Annotated in this window: 11 protein-coding genes, 3 tRNA genes, 1 rRNA gene and 2 pseudogenes; 14 read left to right on the top strand and 3 right to left on the bottom strand. The window is 41.2% G+C overall.

Annotation, left to right across the window (positions count from 1 at the left end):
- Positions 1–72 precede the first annotated feature (72 nt).
- The 9 genes from U5907_05105 to U5907_05065 all read left to right on the top strand — a co-directional run bounded on the left by U5907_05105 (position 73) and on the right by U5907_05065 (position 9013).
- A complete protein-coding gene (locus U5907_05105) occupies positions 73–879 on the top strand; it encodes a GLPGLI family protein (protein WRQ34017.1) in 807 nt (268 codons plus the stop codon).
- Positions 880–907: 28 nt separating this feature from the next.
- Positions 908–1732 (top strand): GLPGLI family protein, encoded by an 825-nt coding sequence (locus U5907_05100; GenBank protein WRQ34016.1) that lies wholly within the window; start codon positions 908–910, stop codon positions 1730–1732.
- Positions 1729–4344 carry a carboxypeptidase-like regulatory domain-containing protein gene (locus U5907_05095; protein ID WRQ34015.1) on the top strand — a complete coding sequence of 872 codons (2616 nt, stop codon included), beginning with the start codon at positions 1729–1731 and terminating at the stop codon, positions 4342–4344. Before U5907_05100 ends, U5907_05095 begins: the two co-directional genes overlap by 4 nt.
- Before the next feature lie 282 nt (positions 4345–4626).
- Positions 4627–6150: ribosomal RNA gene (locus U5907_05090) — 16S ribosomal RNA — on the top strand.
- Positions 6151–6227: 77 nt separating this feature from the next.
- Positions 6228–6301: transfer RNA gene (locus U5907_05085), tRNA-Ile, on the top strand.
- Between the two features lie 280 nt (positions 6302–6581).
- Positions 6582–6655 (top strand) — tRNA-Ala (locus U5907_05080).
- Between the two features lie 380 nt (positions 6656–7035).
- The gene (locus U5907_05075; GenBank protein WRQ34014.1) at positions 7036–7653 is read left to right on the top strand and encodes a hypothetical protein; all 618 of its coding nucleotides are present in this window, start codon (positions 7036–7038) and stop codon (positions 7651–7653) included.
- Positions 7650–8498 (top strand): nucleotidyl transferase AbiEii/AbiGii toxin family protein, encoded by an 849-nt coding sequence (locus tag U5907_05070; GenBank protein ID WRQ34013.1) that lies wholly within the window; start codon positions 7650–7652, stop codon positions 8496–8498. Before U5907_05075 ends, U5907_05070 begins: the two co-directional genes overlap by 4 nt.
- Positions 8499–8939: 441 nt before the next feature.
- Positions 8940–9013, top strand: a tRNA-Ala gene (locus U5907_05065).
- A 61-nt stretch (positions 9014–9074) separates the two neighbouring features.
- Here the strand turns inward: U5907_05065 and nadA are convergent.
- Genes nadA through nadB form a run of 3 tightly spaced genes read right to left on the bottom strand, consistent with a single transcriptional unit; the run spans position 9075 to position 12433 of the window.
- Positions 9075–9998 carry a quinolinate synthase NadA gene (nadA, locus tag U5907_05060; protein ID WRQ34012.1) on the bottom strand — a complete coding sequence of 308 codons (924 nt, stop codon included), beginning with the start codon at positions 9996–9998 and terminating at the stop codon, positions 9075–9077.
- Positions 9999–10007: 9 nt separating this feature from the next.
- On the bottom strand, positions 10008–10847 hold the full coding sequence (gene nadC, locus U5907_05055; GenBank protein ID WRQ34011.1) for a carboxylating nicotinate-nucleotide diphosphorylase: 840 nt from the start codon (positions 10845–10847) through the stop codon (positions 10008–10010).
- Entirely contained in the window at positions 10844–12433 is a 1590-nt protein-coding gene (gene nadB, locus U5907_05050) for an L-aspartate oxidase (GenBank protein WRQ34010.1), read from the bottom strand. The genes nadC and nadB overlap by 4 nt, the downstream gene beginning before the upstream one ends.
- Positions 12434–12549: 116 nt before the next feature.
- Between nadB and U5907_05045 the strand changes: the two genes are divergently transcribed.
- The 5 genes and pseudogenes from U5907_05045 (at position 12550) to U5907_05025 (ending at position 18188) form a co-directional block, all read left to right on the top strand.
- Positions 12550–14013, top strand: a complete 1464-nt coding sequence (locus U5907_05045) for a glycosyltransferase (protein WRQ34009.1) — start codon at positions 12550–12552, stop codon at positions 14011–14013.
- 7 nt (positions 14014–14020) lie between these two features.
- A complete protein-coding gene (locus U5907_05040; protein ID WRQ34081.1) occupies positions 14021–14983 on the top strand; it encodes a DUF4922 domain-containing protein in 963 nt (320 codons plus the stop codon).
- On the top strand, positions 14980–16296 hold the full coding sequence (locus U5907_05035; protein ID WRQ34008.1) for a SpoIID/LytB domain-containing protein: 1317 nt from the start codon (positions 14980–14982) through the stop codon (positions 16294–16296). The genes U5907_05040 and U5907_05035 overlap by 4 nt, the downstream gene beginning before the upstream one ends.
- Before the next feature lie 11 nt (positions 16297–16307).
- Positions 16308–16796, top strand: a pseudogene (locus tag U5907_05030) (MFS transporter).
- A 603-nt stretch (positions 16797–17399) separates the two neighbouring features.
- A pseudogene (locus tag U5907_05025) lies at positions 17400–18188 on the top strand (MFS transporter).
- Position 18189 lies beyond the last annotated feature (1 nt).

The raw sequence follows: 18189 nt of genomic DNA, 5'->3' as shown, positions 1-18189 counted from the left end.
TCTTTACTCAAACTATAGTTTAGAGAAGGCATTTTTATATTTTAAGCAAATAATAAAGAAAGATAATTTATCATGAGAAAAATTTTTAATCTATTTATTTTGATTTTATTACCACATTCAATTTATTCTCAGGATGGCTCGAAACTTTTTATGAGAGTTCAATATTCGGTAACGGCATTGGAAGATTTTGGCAAAAAACAAACCGATGACTGGATGTATCTGGATCTTGGAAATAACGTATCTGTCTATTACAGCTATTTCAATCATATAAGAGATTCGACAGTACAAAGCCAAAGAAAATTGGGCTATAGTGCTTTTGAAATAATGGAAAATATAAAAGGTACAAAAAGGGGAAATAATGATATCTTTCTCTTTTTATCAAATAATAAAACTCTAAACCATTACTCAATCATAACCGCAGATTATTATATGGTGACTGAGCCTGTTGAACAAATTAAGTGGATAACAACAAGAGAAACAGCAACTATACTAAATTATAAGTGTTTCAAAGCTACTGCTAATTTCCGGGGAAGAGACTGGACTGCATGGTTTACTCAGGATATTCCTGTCTCAGGTGGGCCATGGAAGCTTAATGGATTGCCGGGATTAGTGTTAAAAGCCGAAGATTCAGAAAAACATTACACATTCGAATGCATGGTAATTGGCAAAATTGACAAGACGCTTCAGATGTCCGATTACTCAAAATATAGTTCCATCTCTAAAAAGGAGTTTGATATGCTTTTAAATAAATTTAAAACTAATCCCTTAGCAGTTTTAGAAAACAAAGGAGTAAAAATTGTCGTGGCAAAAGATGCAAATGGAAGAGTTATAGATGTAAAACAAAAAATGAAGACTCAATACAACCCAATCGAGAGATAGTTCCTTGTAATTAGATAAAATTCAATTTATGAAAAGAGTTATCATTTTTTCTTTTATTGTTTTAATAATCTCAACTCAATCCTTTGCTCAGGATGAAGAAAAGCTCTTCCTTAGAGTTAAGTACTCAGTAACAGGTCAAGAGTATTTAGATAAAAACAAAAGATTTAATGATTTGTATAACCTGGACATAGGACAAAACGCTTCAATGTTTTTTAGTCATACTGAATTTTTGCGAGACTCAGTTAAGAAAGATCTTCAGAAAAAAGGATATTATGGTTTAGAAGTCATGGAGTCTTTAAATGAACAAGGCTACAGGCAAGGGCAAAAGGATGTTACAATATCCAATAGGTCCAAAAATCAATATATTAACTATACAATTATTGGAGCCCGTCTCTTTTCGGCAAAAGAACCGATTGAAAAAATTGATTGGAAAATCTTAAAGGATACGGCAATAATTTTTCAGTATAAATGTATCAAGGCGACTACAAATTACAAAGGGAGAGAATGGGTTGTATGGTTTGCGCCAGAAATTCATATAAATACCGGACCATGGAAATTCCACGGTTTGCCGGGGCTAATTCTAAAAGCTGAAGATTCCGAAAATCACTACATGTTTGAATGTGTAGATATATTAAAAATTGACAGAGACATCAATTTATCACGATGGTCTGAATCTCGTGAAGTTCCAAAAGACGAATTTGTCAAATTGTTGATGAAATTTAAAACCAATCCAATTGATTTCACCACAAATCAGGCCGGGATATCGGGAAAGGTACGAATTTTCCAAAAAGATGGTACACCTGTACCAAATAGCAAATATCAAAATTATAAATACAATCCTATAGAGCTATGAGAAGAGGACTCCATGTATCTGTACTCTTAATATTTGTTTCGGTTGCGCTCTATTCGCAAGGAGTAATATCAGGTGTCGTAACTTCATCTGATGATTCAAAACCTATACCTAATGCCCATATTCTTCTGTTAAATCCTGCGGATAAATCAATAATTGCATACACTTTCAGCGATGAAAACGGGTTGTTTAATCTTGATTCAGGTGTAAACAAAGAGAATGCAGAATTTATAGTCGAGGTCTCTTTTATTGGATTTCAAAAGTATTCGGCCTTATATAAAGCTATTCCACCGGACAAACTAAGGATTATTCTCAGGAGCGAGCCATTTGAAATAAGAAGCGCTGTAATTGAAGCACCAAACGTTTCAATGAGAGGAGATACTTTAAACTATATGACTTCCGGATTTGTAAAAGAGCAGGACAGGAATATCGGAGAGGTGCTAAAGAGGATTCCTGGTGTAGTTGTAGATGTTTCAGGCCAGATTAAATACAACGACAAACCAATAAATGCTTTTTACATAGATGGCAAAAATATGCTTGAAGGTCAGTATGGTATTGCTACTAACAACATTCGGCCGGATTTGGTTACAATGATACAGGTTTTCGAAAATCATCAGCCGGTAAGAGCACTTAAAGAGCACCAATATTCAGAAAACGCTGCTATTAATCTGACGATTCATCCTGATGCCAGGGCCAGATTTGTTGGAACTGCAGATATTGGTGCGGGAGTCTATCCTGCAATGTGGAATTTCAGGAGCTCCCTGTTCAGATTTTCAAAAACAAGCCAGACAATGACAATCCTCAAAAGTAACAAAGCGGGGATTGATATTGCAACTGATTTGAGACTTCATTCAATGGGGCCTGACTCTCAGCTCCAGCAACCGGATCTTTCTGCTCAAAACATCCTTAATATGGCCGAATCATCGTCTGCTCCGGTTAAGTCAGACAGAACTCTTTTTAACACATCTCATCTTGCTTCAGTAAACCTGCTGATACCATTGGAAAAAGATGTTCAGGCCACATTGAGAGTTGGATATTTAAATGACAAGAAAACAGCAGATAATCTGCAAACAACCAGATTCATTATTGATGGTGAGAATGATATTGTACTTACTGAAAGAGGAAGCAGTTCCAGACATGAGAATGTTCCCGGTATGGATTTTACTATAACCTCAAATAAGGAAAAGATTTATGTTCAGAATCGGCTTTATGGAAGAGTCTCTTTATCTGATGTCTCCGGAAAGCTGACAGGTATCAATAGTATTAATCAGGACTTGTCTCAGAACCAGTTTGATTTTGCAGAAATTTTCAATTTGATAAAGCCACTTAAGAATAGTGTGCTTAGATTTAATTCCAGAACTCAATACCGCTCTTTGCCGGAGGAGCTTAACATTGTGTCAGACAGTATCAGGCAAACTGTAGGCCTTACTCAGATAAAATCGAATAATATTATATCCACTCAAATTAAGCTCGGATGGTTTCGTCCTGAAATAACGGCGGGCTATAATGTTTCCAGCCAGCACCTCAAGTCAGAATTATCTGATGTCAGAAAGAATGTGATTTTATCAGGAGAAAACGATATGAAGCTTTATAGCTCTGAATTGTTTATTACTCCAACATTCCGTTATGACAGAGATAAGTTTCGGTTAGTGATTCGTTCTCCTCTTAAAATGCTTGGATACAACTTAAAAAATGTTCGGGGGGCATCAGATACCTCTTCACTTTTTTTCCGGATTTCTCCGGCAGTGACGGCAACATTTATTCCTTCGGGTAACTGGGAGGGTAATTTATCATATAGCTTCGGCCAGACTACACAGGGAGAGGTTCAAAGCATGAATCCCTCATTTATTATGAATAATTACCGGACACTTTCAGAAGGATATGCAGGTATAATTGAATCAAAAAGTCACTCCTCGGCAGTTAGAATTATTTACAGAAATGCTCTCAAACTGTTTAGTGCAGGATTTTATGTAAGCTACATACACAGAAGCGGCGGAACAAAGAGTGCAGTTCAGTATACGGACATTTTCAGCATCAGGCAATTACTTCCCGATAATGACAATTTTAACAAAATGCTCTCATTCAGAGGGAATATCTCAAAGGTATTTTTCGATTCACCGTTGAATTTGGGGTTGAGTATTTCTCATTCTGTCAGTTCAGGCAATTATGTACAACAGTCAAAAAATGTCGAGATTTCTTCAAGAACCTGGGTGGCTGAGCCTGCGGTAAGCTATAGTTTTGGCAGTGCAGTCAATACAGAGTTTAATTTAAAAATAGTCCGGACTAACAGAGTCGATAATCAGGGATCTCAATCATCACTATTTAGTTCAGGAGCCTCTCTTTTGAATTTTATAAGACTTTCCGGAAAGATGGATATGATACTGAATATTGAGCACTATTTGAATAAATCCTCCGGCCAAACATTACACAGTAACTTTTTTGCAGACATAAAAGTTAACTACCGGGCAGGAAAAAGCAATTTCGAATTAAGCCTCAGAAACATTTTTAACAACAATCAATTTACCCATTCGGTTTTTTCTGAACTTACCAGAATCGAAAAAGTCTATACCTTAAGGCCTCGCAGCCTGATGGTTACTTATAGTTTTGGTTTTTGAATCAGAGCTCAATTTTCAACGACAACATATTTAAAAACATGTGCTGATAATCAGTAATATATAAACATGTTCAAAAAAAGTTTCGGAATAATTTTGTTGAAAAAAAAAAGAAACATATCTTTGCAGCCCGTTTCAGAAAATGAGACGCTGACAAGAAAGTTCTTTGATAGCATAGGTTTATAAAGAGTAACAAGGTAGAGGTTTATAATAAACTTCGTCAAGACCTAAAATAATTTTTCGGTTTAAACTAGTTAGGACAAGCTAATAATTTAAAAAATTTTTACAATGAAGAGTTTGATCCTGGCTCAGGATGAACGCTAGCGGCAGGCTTAACACATGCAAGTCGAGGGGCAGCACGGGTAGCAATACTTGGTGGCGACCGGCGCAAGGGTGCGTAACGCGTGAGCAACATGCCCGTATCAGGGGGATAATCCATGGAAACGTGGTCTAATACCCCATAGTAAATTTTTGGGGCATCTCAAAGATTTTAAAGCTTTGGTGGATACGGATTGGCTCGCGTGACATTAGCTAGATGGTAAGGTAACGGCTTACCATGGCTACGATGTCTAGGGGTTCTGAGAGGAAGGTCCCCCACACTGGAACTGAGACACGGTCCAGACTCCTACGGGAGGCAGCAGTGAGGAATATTGGACAATGGATGGAAATCTGATCCAGCCATGCCGCGTGCAGGAAGACGGCCCTATGGGTTGTAAACTGCTTTTGTATGGGAGCAATAAGATCTACGTGTAGATTGATGAGAGTACCATACGAATAAGCACCGGCTAACTCCGTGCCAGCAGCCGCGGTAATACGGAGGGTGCAAGCGTTATCCGGATTTATTGGGTTTAAAGGGTGCGTAGGCGGTTTGATAAGTCAGCGGTGAAATATTTCAGCTTAACTGGAAGGGTGCCGTTGATACTGTCGAGCTTGAATTTAGTTGCTGTGGGTGGAATGTGTGGTGTAGCGGTGAAATGCATAGATATCACACAGAATATCGATTGCGAAGGCAGCTCACAAAGCTAATATTGACGCTGATGCACGAAAGTGTGGGGATCAAACAGGATTAGATACCCTGGTAGTCCACACTGTAAACGATGATAACTCGCTGTCGGCGATACACAGTCGGTGGCCAAGCGAAAGCGATAAGTTATCCACCTGGGGAGTACGACCGCAAGGTTGAAACTCAAAGGAATTGACGGGGGCCCGCACAAGCGGAGGAACATGTGGTTTAATTCGATGATACGCGAGGAACCTTACCCGGGCTCGAACGGTGCATGAATAGATCAGAGATGGTTTAGTCCTTCGGGACATGTATCGAGGTGCTGCATGGTTGTCGTCAGCTCGTGCCGTGAGGTGTCGGCTTAAGTGCCATAACGAGCGCAACCCTTGTCGTTAGTTGCCATCAGGTAATGCTGGGAACTCTAGCGAGACTGCCACCGTAAGGTGCGAGGAAGGGGGGGATGACGTCAAATCAGCACGGCCCTTACGTCCGGGGCGACACACGTGTTACAATGGCAGGTACAGAGGGCAGCTACCCAGCGATGGGGTGCGAATCTCGAAAGCCTGTCTCAGTTCGGATCGGAGTCTGCAACTCGACTCCGTGAAGTTGGATTCGCTAGTAATCGCGCATCAGCCATGGCGCGGTGAATACGTTCCCGGGCCTTGTACACACCGCCCGTCAAGCCATGGAAGCTGGGGGTGCCTGAAGTTCGTTACCGCAAGGAGCGACCTAGGGCAAAACTGGTAACTGGGGCTAAGTCGTAACAAGGTAGCCGTACCGGAAGGTGTGGCTGGAACACCTCCTTTTTGGAGCTGTTACTAACTAGAGAGGTTTATTCTCTTTCTGTTACTCTTTATGCTATCATTGACTTTTATATATTTACAGTCCCGTAGCTCAGTTGGTTAGAGCACTACACTGATAATGTAGGGGTCAGCGGTTCAACTCCGCTCGGGACTACTTAAAGTTCTTTAAAATCGGGAATTACATCACTGCTTCGTTAGCTTTGCTTACTTCGCAGTTCTGTGTTTCCCCTCGCGGGAATTACATCACTGCTTCGCAAGTTTCACTTACTCAGCAGTTCTGTGTTTCCCCTCCCGTTCGGCAAACGACGGGGCAAAGAAAAGAGGAGGTTTCACCTCCTGCAAATTTTTGATTAGCCTTTGAAAAGCAAGCTTTTCCGGCTCATCTGCAAATTTGACTTTTTCTTTTCTTTGCTGGTGTTTGCGCTCACTTACACGGGGAATTAGCTCAGTTGGCTAGAGCACCTGCTTTGCAAGCAGGGGGTCATCGGTTCGACTCCGATATTCTCCACAAAAAGAGGTTGTCTTAAACAGACAGCCTCTTTTTTTGTGACTGAGTACTACCTCAGAGGAAAAGTGTCAAATAATTGATAGCTAAATACATAATGAATTTTACAAAAAGTTATAATGTGCAGATATATAAGTGTTTGACACTTTTCCTCTGAGGCAATCGTGGTGTCGTTGTGTCTACGACAAAAGCGACAGGGTGCTCTTTTCCCGGGATATGGATTCCAGGATAGATTAGTAGTCAATTTTAAATTTAATTTTTGCAACTGCATTGTGTATGGGGCTTGCACAATATGGAGGAGGGGGTAAAAATCAATCCAGAACCAGATATTTTGTTATGTTTCCAAAATGCACTATATTTGCAGCATAATAGAAATAAAATAAATGACCTTTCTTGAATTTAAGGATAAAATGTTTGATTTGGCATGCTTCAATATCTATCAAGTATATGCATGGCAGCCTAACTTTGACAGGAATAACCTTACCCGCTGGGTTAAGAAAGCATATCTTGTCCGGTTACGGCAGGGATATTTTGCTTTTTCAGAATATAAGTACAAGCCCGATTATTCTCTTTATTTTGCGAATCGGATTTACCGCCCATCATACATCAGCCTACATACAGCATTATCGTTCTATGGAATGATACCGGAGGCAGTGGTACAGCTTACCAGTGTAACATCACTGAAAACAGCTTCATTTAATAACGACTTTGGCGAATACTCCTATAAGAATGTCAAGGAGAGGCTAATGTTCGGGTACGAGTTGAAGCCAACAGCAGACAACCGCACCATACAGTTTGCCACACCCGAAAAGGCGTTGCTTGATTTGCTGTATCTTTATCCGTTCTATGATAGTGAACAGGAATTAGAAGAGTTGCGTTTGGATGAAGATTACCTGCATGATGATTTAAACAAGGATTTATTGATGGAGTACTGCACCAAGTTTCAAAGCAAGGCACTTAACCATCGGGTAAAACTACTTTTTAAGACTTATGATTTATGATACAGATTGAACAGATAAGAAATTATTTTCCGGCTCAATTCCGTGAAAACTCGAGTTTCGATAAGCACATGCTGAAAGAGTATTTACAATTGATGATTTTGGATTACCTTTCTTCTACTCCAAACATTCAAAAGATGGTTTTTATTGGTGGGACAAACTTGCGTTTGGTAAAAGGAATAGACCGATTCTCCGAAGATTTGGATTTTGATTGCAAAGATTTGTCGAAAGACGAATTTATTGAAATGACAAATGGAGTTATTCAGTTTTTGGAGCGTTCAGGATTGCGGGTAGAGGCAAAGGATAAAGAAAGTCCAAAACTAACGGCTTTCCGGCGTAATATTCATTTTCCCGAATTGTTGTTTGATTTGGGATTGAGCGGATACAAGGAGGAACGGTTTTTGATAAAGGTTGAAAGCCAAGACCAGGGAATTGTTTACTCTCCGGTTATTACGAATATCAAAGGTTGCGGATTTTTTTTCCCGTTTCCTGTTCCTTCTGATGGCGTATTATGCAGTATGAAAATTGCAGCTATGTTAGCCCGCGCCAAAGGACGGGACTTTTACGACTTGATGTTTCTATTGGCGCAAACAAAACCTGATTATGATTTCCTTTCAAAGCGTTGTGGAGTGCATAATTTGCATGAGTTCAAACAGGCGACATCAGAATTGCTGAAAACAGTTGATTTAAAGAAGAAGCAAAAGGACTTTGAACATTTGCTTTTCAATAAGGTGAATAGCGAGAAGATTTTAAGGTTTGAAGAATTTGTAGATTCACTTACAGCAGGGCAACAAAAAACAATGATCAAAAGCCATTCTCCTACTCCCAATATGACAATACTCTCTTGAACAGGGTGCTCTCTTCCCGGGATTGGGAACAGGCATCCAAAGATACTACGCTTTGGAGCTTCAGACTATATGATGCTTTCGAACGTCCCGTGATTTCCGGCGAGTGTATTATTCCCGGAGCCAGATCTTGTTCTGAGGCGAGGAATCGTGCCTTTCCTTCGTGGGAATTACGGCTCCATTTCATGTCGCCGTGATTCCCCTCTCGCTCGGCAAAAATGAGATTTGATCCCCAATATTTATAAATAGTAAAAATATCAAGCTGCAATAAAAAAAAGTAAAAGAGGGTAAGGGCTGCGCCCATTGCATCTTGCCGTACTGTGACTTTTTATGCAAGCATAAAAGTCACAATACAACAACCTGCCGCTTCGCGCTCTCTTTTACTTTTTTTTGTTCAGGGTATTTGAATATTGGGGATTTTTATATCTTTGCACTCGCTTACAAGGGGAATTAGCTCAGTTGGCTAGAGCACCTGCTTTGCAAGCAGGGGGTCATCGGTTCGACTCCGATATTCTCCACAAAAAGAGGCTATCTGTTTAAGACAACCTCTTTTTTTGTGACTAACTACTACCACTGATGCTAAATTTCCAGCATTCTCTGAATTGATCTCCATGCTCTCTCCCTCAGATTTTGCTCAACTTTAATTTCAGGTGCCTCATTTTGCAGGGCCAGCAGTACTTTTTCAATGGTGTTGCGTTTCATCTGTCCGCAGAGTGCACGGGGGCCGGCTGAGATATACTCCCTGTCGGGATGCATTTTCTGCATTTGGTGGATTATCTCTCTCTCGGTCATAATGACAAATTGTTTTTTCTCTGAGGCCGATATATGCTTAAGCATCCCTGCCGTTGAATAGAAGAAGGTTTGCTCCATTGCCAGGATGGCCGGATCTCCGGAGCAGTGGCTCTCCGGATGAATTAGTATATCGGCATCAGGATACCTTTTTGCCATATCTGTTATATCTTCAGATCTGAACCTTTCATGTACACAGCAGTCTCCCTCCCAAAGCTCCATATTGCGCCCGGTTTTAAGATTTATATATGCTCCAAGGTTTTTGTCAGGGACAAACAGTATCTTTTTGTCAGGGGGGATACTGTTTACAACTTTGAGTGCATTTGCCGATGTGCAGCAAATATCGGTATGGGCCTTAACATCTGCAGTTGTGTTTACATAGGAGACCACCACACCATCCGGGTTTTCGCCTCTCCACTCCTCAATATCCTCCCCGGTAATGCTTTCGGCAAGCGAGCAGCCTGCCCTGTTATCAGGAACAATCACCTTTTTACCCGGTGATATTATTGAGGCTGTCTCTGCCATGAAATTCACGCCGCAAAAAAGAATTATATCTGCATCTGTCCTTGCCGCCTCTTGTGAGAGAGCAAGAGAGTCTCCAAGAAAATCACTTATGTCCTGAATCTCAGGCCTGCTGTAATAGTGTGCCAGTATAACTGCGTTTTTCTCTTTTTTAAGCCTCTCAATCTCTTTCACTATGCTCTCGGTTGTCATCTTATTCGTTTATTTGTGTGGAACAATGTTCATACTTATATCCAGCGCTGTCACGGAGTGGGTAAGAGCACCCACACTTATGTAATCAACGCCTGTTGCGGCAACTCCTTTGAGCCTTCCTATTGTCATGTTACCTGATGCCTCTGTTTTGGCTCTCCCGTCTATAAGTTTTACTGCAGCTTCCATCATTTCATTGCTCATGTTGTCGAGCATAATAATATCTGCCCCTGCAGTTACTGCCTCTTTTGTCTCTTCAAGGGTTGTCACCTCTACCTCTACTTTTATTCCCGGAGCATAGGCCCTCACCTCTTTTACAGCTTCTGTAATTCCGCCTGCCACCTTTATATGATTATCCTTTATAAGTGCCAGGTCATAGAGCCCCATTCTGTGGTTTGTCCCACCGCCTGCCCTGACAGCTATTTTGTCAAGTATCCTCATTCCGGGTGCGGTCTTGCGGGTATCCAGCAATTGTGTTGCACTCCCTTCAAGCTCCTTTACATAATTTGAAGTGGCAGTTGCAATTCCGGACATTCTCTGAAGAATATTAAGAGCTGTTCTCTCACCTGTAAGAAGTGCCCTGTAGCTCCCCTCAACACGCACAATAGCATCTCCTTTTTTTACTCGGCCACCCTCAGTTGTGGAGGGCGACCACCTTATATTTTTGTCAAATCTCTCAAAAACCATTCTGGCAATATCAATACCTGATATTACTCCATCTGCTTTTGCGGTCATTTCTGCAACAGCAAGTGTTGACTCAGGAACAAGTGAATTGGTGGTTACATCTCCCTTTTCAACATCCTCCTCAATGGCAAGGGTGATAATTTTGTCAATAAGATATTCGTTTCTCATAGTTTATTATGATTACCGGTATCAACAGGTGTTGTGAAGATCTCTCTCCCTCTCTGTTGAATAATATGGTGAATAAAGTTTTCATTCTCTTTTGGAAAATCCTCCCTGTAGTGACCGCCTCTGCTCTCCCTTCTCATCAGTGCCGATTTGATTATAAGTTCTGCTACAATTATCAGATTTTCACCCACCAGATCAAAGATTTCATTATCCTCTCTTACATACATAATTCTTTCAGCCTCCAGCCTGAATAGACCATTATGGAGCAGCTCCTCATTGCGAACTATCCCGGCATTTGTTGTAAGAATCCGCGCCACTCTTTTGCTTAGCTCTGCAAACTCGCCCTTTCTTGAATAATCTATTCGAAAGAGAGGTGTAAAATTTTCCTCACCGCTTTTTATGGTAGAGGGGACTGCATTTCTGCTCCGTTCAACAGCTCTGTATCCAAAAACAAGACACTCAAGTAGTGAGTTTGAGGCTAGTCTGTTTGCTCCCATAACACCGGTTGAGGCAAGCTCCCCGCACACAAAAAGGTTTTTCAGAGAACTCTCACCATCTGTGTCTGTCTTAATTCCTCCAACCATATAGTGGGCTGCGGGTGCTACGGGAATTCTTTCGCACATATTAATTCCCAGAGTAGAGAGTTTTGCGAAGATATTCGGGAACCTCTTTTTAATTATCTCCGGATCTAAATGATTTAGTGTTAAGTAGACAAATGGCTCATTCTGATTTTGAATCTCTTTGTAAATGGATCTTGCCACAATGTCTCTGGGTGCCAGCTCTCCGTTTTCGTGGATGGCAGTCATAAATCTCTCACCTTTTATATTGACAAGATAAGCGCCCTCTCCTCTGACAGCCTCGCTTATCAGGTAAGTTTTTTCACTTTCGGTATAAACAGATGTGGGGTGAAACTGGATAAACTCCATATCGGCAATTTGACATCCCGCCCTGCAGGCGATTGCTATTCCATCTCCCACTGAAGTAGAGGGGTTTGTAGTGTGTGTATAGATTGCCGATGCTCCGCCTGTTGCAAGGATGGTATAATCGCCTGTGAAAATTCTCTCCTTTCCGCTGTTCAGGTCCCATGTCCTTACTCCGCAGCAAATATCCTCAGATACTAATAACTCAATCGCTGCAAGGTTTTCAAAAATGGATATATTTGGATTTGAAGAGACCTTCTCAATCATAAAATCTGTGATCCTTTTTCCTGTTATATCACCTCCGGCGTGCAGGATTCTCCTTTTGTGATGCCCCCCCTCAAGACCAAGTGCAAGCTCTCCGTTTTGCATATCAAACTCCATCCCCTCATCAATCAACTCTTTTATCCTGTCAGGACCCTCATTTACAAGTATGTCAACAGCATTATAGTCGCTTAAACCTCTTCCTGCAATTATAGTGTCGTCAAAATGATATTCGGTTGCATCCTCCTCGTCTGTAACTGCTGCTATTCCTCCCTGAGCAAAGTAGGAGTTGCTCTCTCTTATCCCCGATTTGGTTATCAGAGCCACATTTCCATATCGGGAAGCCCTGTACGAGGAGTAGAGACCAGCAAGTCCGCTGCCTACAATTATATAGTTGTATCTGTTCATCTTTTGAAATGAATAGCAAAATTACTCTTTTTATAGTTAAAAGCCGGTTTTTTGTACAATTCGCCTCAAATAGGTATCTTAGCGGCTTCATAGTTTATGTTAAAAAAAGGTTAAAAATGGTAAAAAGAGTAACATGCTTTGTTCCATATCAGAACAAGGCTCAGGTGATTGAAACAATCAAAGGTCTTCAGGAGGTAAATGCTGCAGGCAAGATTTTTTTGCTTGCAACAGATGCATCGGCAGAGAAAATTGAAGGATGCGAAATTCTGATAATTGACTCACTTAAATCTACAGAAACAGTAAAAAAGATAGCCTTTAATTCGGACTCTGAATATACACTTATATACCAGAAAGAGTCATCCCTTGTGCTGGGTATGTTTGCAATGGAGAGGATGCTTAAGATAGCTGATGACACTCAGGCAGCAATGGTATATGCAGACCACTGGCAGATCATTGACGGAAAGAGAAATGCTAATCCTGTTATTACATACCAGGACGGTAGTCTCAGGGATGATTTTAACTTTGGGTCAGTGCTGGTTTACAGGACATCTCTTTTAAAAGAGGCTGCATCAAGGATGGATGTGAATTACAAATTTGCAGCTCTATATGACCTGAGACTGAAAGTCTCTCAAAAGGGCAAGCTTGAGCATATTAATGAGTATCTCTATACTGAGGCTGAGAATGATACAAGGAAATCCGGGGAGAAAATTTTTGACTATGTTGATCCAAAAAACAGAGCAGTACAGATTGAAATGGAGCAGGCTTGTACTCAGCATCTGAAAGATGTTGGAGCGTACCTGAAACCTGAATTCAAACAGATTGAATTCAATGAAGGTACTTTTGAGTATGAAGCATCTGTTATTATACCTGTATTTAACAGGATAAAAACAGTCAGAGATGCAATTGCGTCTGTTCTTAAACAGAAGACAAACTTTAAGTTTAACCTGATAATTATTGACAACCACTCAACAGACGGAACTTATGAGGCAATCGAAGTATTTGCATCAGATGAGCGTCTTATCCACCTGATACCTGAGAGAAGAGATTTAGGTATTGGAGGTTGCTGGAATGCAGGAGTTCACCATCCTAAATGTGGTAAGTTTGCAGTTCAGCTTGACAGTGATGACATCTATTCAGATGAGAACACTCTCCAGAAGGTTGTCGATTCATTCTATGAGCAAAATTGTGCAATGGTGGTTGGTACATACATGATGACCAACTTTAACATGGAGATGATTGCTCCGGGAATAATTGACCACAAAGAGTGGACTCCGGATAACGGAAGGAACAACGCTCTCAGAATAAATGGTCTTGGTGCTCCAAGAGCATTCTACACACCTGTTCTGAGATCTGTTAATGTCCCTAACACAAGCTATGGGGAGGATTATGCACTTGGTCTAAACATCTCAAGGGAGTATCAGATTGGAAGAATTTATGATGTACTTTATCACTGCCGCAGGTGGGATGGAAACTCAGATGCAGCTCTTGATATTGTTAAGATGAATGCCCATAATACATATAAAGACAGGATCCGTACCTGGGAACTCAAGGCCAGAATTGAACTTAACAATAAGAGATAAAGATCTGATGCCATATATAAAAGCTACTGAAGAGTTATTCAAAGAGCAGCTTGCCTCCTGGGAGCAGGCCGGAAATAACTATAAAGCTCTGGAGGGGGTAATTGCAAAAGAGGTTCTTGTTGACGGTTTCCCTTTTAAAGTGCAGTTCAATCCTGCAAGGATAGTTTCATCTGCTGCAAAGGTTGATACAAAATCAATCCAGGAGCGCAAATGTTTTCTTTGTGCAGCAAACAGACCACAGGTACAGAAGGGTGTTGAGTATTTCTATAATAATGATAAAGATAACCCTTACACAATTCTTGTAAATCCTTTCCCGATTTTCCCCAGACACCTTACCATTCCGCTTGTTTCACACACTGATCAGTTGATATACGGCAGATTGGGTGCTATGCTTGATCTGGCTGAAAAACTGGAGGGGTATACTCTTTTTTATAATGGCCCTAAATGTGGCGCCTCTGCACCTGACCACTTTCATTTCCAGGCGGGTAACAGAGGGTTTCTGCCCATGGAGGAGAGATTGGAGACATTGGGCAGGGTATTACTATATAAAACCGAATCATCCTCTCTCTGTATGGCCACCAAGGCCCTTAATGGTCTCTTCATTATCGACTCTTCCAATAAAGGTGATGCTGAAGTTATTTTTAATAACATCTACTCATCTTTGGAAATGAAAGAGGGGGAGCCTGAGCCAATGATGAACATCTTATGCTGGTACAGTGATAAAAGATGGATTGTCGCCATTTTTGCAAGAAGTAAACATCGGCCTTCGCACTATTTTGCAGAGGGTGAACAAAATATACTCATTAGCCCTGCATCTGTGGATCTGGGTGGTGTGTTTATTACTCCGCTGGAGAAGGACTATAATAAGATGACTTCAGTGGAGATAAGGGAGATACTTTCAGAGGTTTGTATATCTTTTGATGAGACTGCAGCCCTGGCTAAAATAATCACAAATAAACTCCAGAGATGAGAGAACCAAAAGTGAGCGTAGGCATAATGTTTGAGCCGCGCATAGATTTCCTCTTTACAGGCAGCTACCTGTCAGGAGGCAGAACATATTCGGGTCTTCAAAGAGTGACCGAGAAAGATGGCAAGGTTGAGTGGAACGGGAATCTTTATGACGAACTTCTTTTTGAGCCTGCTGATGAGATTAGGAACTCTTTTGAACTTAGAGGGGTGACCATAGGAATTAATTTTCACTGGGAGCGTAAAGAGAATCAGTCATTCAGGGGCTCAGTAATGTTTATTGTAGAAAACTCCAAAGTTACTGCAATAAATATACTTGGGGTTGAGGAGTATCTGACATCAGTAATATCTTCTGAAATGAGCGCAACGGCCTCTCTGGAGCTACTTAAGGCTCATGCTGTAATATCACGCTCATGGTTGCTTGCTCAGATTGATAAGAATGAGGAGATTACTGCCTCCGGATCTGAATACAGCACAATGAAAGAGAATGAAGATGAGCTTATCAGATGGTACGACAGAGAGGATCATACAAGATTTGATATTTGTGCTGATGACCACTGTCAGAGATACCAGGGAATTACAAGAGCATCTACAGCAATTGTAAGGGCTGCAATTGAACAGACAAGAGGAGAGCTTCTTATGTATAACAGAAGGATATGTGATGCAAGATACTCAAAGAGTTGTGGTGGTGTATTTGAGGAGTTCCACAATTGCTGGGAGGAGAAGGATATGCCATATCTTGTAAAACAGCGAGACAGTAAAACAGAAACTGCCATTCCCGATTTAACCATTGAGGAGAATGCAAGGGAGTGGATACTTTCATCGCCTGAATCTTTCTGTAATACAACAGACAAAAAAGTATTGTCTCAGGTACTCAATAACTATGATCAGGAGACTGTACATTTTTACAGATGGGAGGTTAAATACTCTGCTTCTCAGCTGTCAGATCTAATACGGAGAAGGTCAGGCACAGACTATGGAGATATTCTGGATCTGATACCCGTTGAACGAGGAACCTCCGGAAGGCTGGTGAAATTGAAGATTGTAGGTTCCAAAAAGAGCCGTACAATAGGAAAAGAGCTTGAAATCAGGAGAATCCTTTCAGAGTCACATCTATACAGCTCTGCTTTTGTTGTGGAGAAATCAGGAGGCTCACCGGATAAACCTGAGGAGTTCATCCTTAAGGGAGCAGGCTGGGGACATGGTGTGGGATTGTGCCAGATAGGAGCTGCTGTTATGGGTGAGAAGGGATTTAAATACAATGAGATTCTAACACACTACTTCCCCGGAGCATCAGTTGAAAAGAGATACCAATAAAAAACTGTAATATGAGCAACAAAAAGAGATCTCCCTGGGCATGGATTCCATCCCTCTATTTTGCACAGGGTCTGCCATATGTGGCTGTGATGACAATATCTGTCATTATGTACAAAAGATTGGGAATATCTAATACAGACATTGCTCTGTACACGAGTTGGCTCTATTTGCCATGGGTAATAAAGCCCTTCTGGAGCCCATTTGTAGACCTCCTTAAAACTAAAAGATGGTGGGTGGTAACTATGCAGTTACTTGTTGGTGCCGGATTGGCCGGAATAGCATTTACAATCCCTGCAAGTGATTTCTTCCAGTGGTCGCTGGCAATTTTCTGGCTTGTGGCGTTTAGTTCCGCAACTCACGATATTGCAGCTGACGGATTCTATATGCTGGCCCTAAATACACATGATCAGTCCCTTTATGTAGGTATCAGAAGTACATTTTACAGGGTGGCTACTATTGCAGGTCAGGGACTGCTTATTATAGTTGCAGGAGCATTGGAGAGCTCAACAGGACTTAAACCTCTGCAATTACAGGTAGTTGCTTCTCCTGAATACTCTACTGCCGTAACACTTCCGCAAAGTGACTCTGTATTGAAAGCATCTGACGGCAATACGGCAGTAGTTGACGAATATTTTTTTACCTCATATCCTGAGGTTGTTGAATTGGGTACTAGTGGAATAAGAGCCGATTCTGTTGCGATGTTAAAGGCTTTTGCTGTTGAACACAACACTCTGAATGGTTTTACTGTTAAAGAGGAGAGTGCCGCGGAAAAAGGCAATAAAGAGGAGAGCTGGTGGAGCAGAAGTGTAGCGGGCCCTCTGGGTAACTTTATCAGAGATAACTTTGGAGAAAAGATAGAAATAGCAGAGGTTAATAGTTATACAGGAGCTGCTAAGCTGGTTGAAGTGAGACTATCAAAAGCACCTGCCCCGGGTGAAAAGATGATTCTAAATACCAGACTGGAGAAAGGAGACAAGAGTCTGTTTTTGCCATATGGTGAGAGACTTGAATTCACTGAAAATAACTGGGATAAACCTGCATATATTTTAATACAGGCCGATTCAAAACTTGACCATAAGGCTACGGCTCAGTTTGAAGGAATATCAGGTAATATTTCATTTGCATGGTCTGTTACATTTTTTATTCTGGCAGGTTTCTTTGTGGCAGTTATGCTTTATCACAGATTTATTCTTCCCAGACCTGAAAGTGATAAGGCTGCAAAACAGGTTACAGCCGGAACGATTTTTAAAGAGTTCTTTGAAACCTTTGCCTCATTCTTTAAGAAAAAACAGGCATGGGTTGCGATAGCCTTTATGCTGCTGTACAGATTCCCTGAAGCACAGCTTGTGAAACTAATCTCCCCGTTCCTTCTTGATCCTAAAGAGGTAGGCGGACTAGGTCTAACAACCGGTCAGGTGGGACTTGTATATGGAACGGTAGGAATAATCGGCCTTACTTTAGGCGGAATTATCGGAGGTATTGTGGCTGCAAGAGGTGGTCTCAAAAAGTGGCTCTGGCCTATGGCATGGAGTATCTCACTTACTTGTGCGACATTTGTTTACCTGAGTGTCTTTCAGCCGGATAATTTATTCATTATAAATCTGTGTGTATTTATTGAGCAGTTTGGATACGGATTTGGTTTCACTGCTTATATGCTTTATATGATATACTTTGCTGACGGAGAGCATAAAACTTCACATTATGCAATATGCACAGCATTTATGGCCTTAGGTATGATGTTGCCCGGAATGGCAGCCGGCTGGTTACAGGAGCTGATAGGTTACAAGCACTTCTTCTTCTGGATAATGATCTGTTGTGCTACTACAATTGCTGTAACTGCGTTCATTAAAGTTGATTCCTCATTTGGCAGGAAAGAGGTAGCAAAGAGCTAAT

The organism is Bacteroidales bacterium MB20-C3-3 (genome assembly GCA_035609245.1).
In the GTDB taxonomy this organism is placed as follows: domain Bacteria; phylum Bacteroidota; class Bacteroidia; order Bacteroidales; family UBA932; genus Bact-08.
This window is presented reverse-complemented; position numbering and strand designations above follow the sequence as displayed.

Coding starts and splice junctions, on each gene's coding strand:
- U5907_05105 (WRQ34017.1), top strand. CDS start 73: ATGAGAAAAATTTTTAATCTATTTATTTTGATTTTATTACCACATTCA.
- U5907_05100 (WRQ34016.1), top strand. CDS start 908: ATGAAAAGAGTTATCATTTTTTCTTTTATTGTTTTAATAATCTCAACT.
- U5907_05095 (WRQ34015.1), top strand. CDS start 1,729: ATGAGAAGAGGACTCCATGTATCTGTACTCTTAATATTTGTTTCGGTT.
- U5907_05075 (WRQ34014.1), top strand. CDS start 7,036: ATGACCTTTCTTGAATTTAAGGATAAAATGTTTGATTTGGCATGCTTC.
- U5907_05070 (WRQ34013.1), top strand. CDS start 7,650: ATGATACAGATTGAACAGATAAGAAATTATTTTCCGGCTCAATTCCGT.
- nadA (WRQ34012.1), bottom strand. CDS start 9,998: ATGACAACCGAGAGCATAGTGAAAGAGATTGAGAGGCTTAAAAAAGAG.
- nadC (WRQ34011.1), bottom strand. CDS start 10,847: ATGAGAAACGAATATCTTATTGACAAAATTATCACCCTTGCCATTGAG.
- nadB (WRQ34010.1), bottom strand. CDS start 12,433: ATGAACAGATACAACTATATAATTGTAGGCAGCGGACTTGCTGGTCTC.
- U5907_05045 (WRQ34009.1), top strand. CDS start 12,550: ATGGTAAAAAGAGTAACATGCTTTGTTCCATATCAGAACAAGGCTCAG.
- U5907_05040 (WRQ34081.1), top strand. CDS start 14,021: ATGCCATATATAAAAGCTACTGAAGAGTTATTCAAAGAGCAGCTTGCC.
- U5907_05035 (WRQ34008.1), top strand. CDS start 14,980: ATGAGAGAACCAAAAGTGAGCGTAGGCATAATGTTTGAGCCGCGCATA.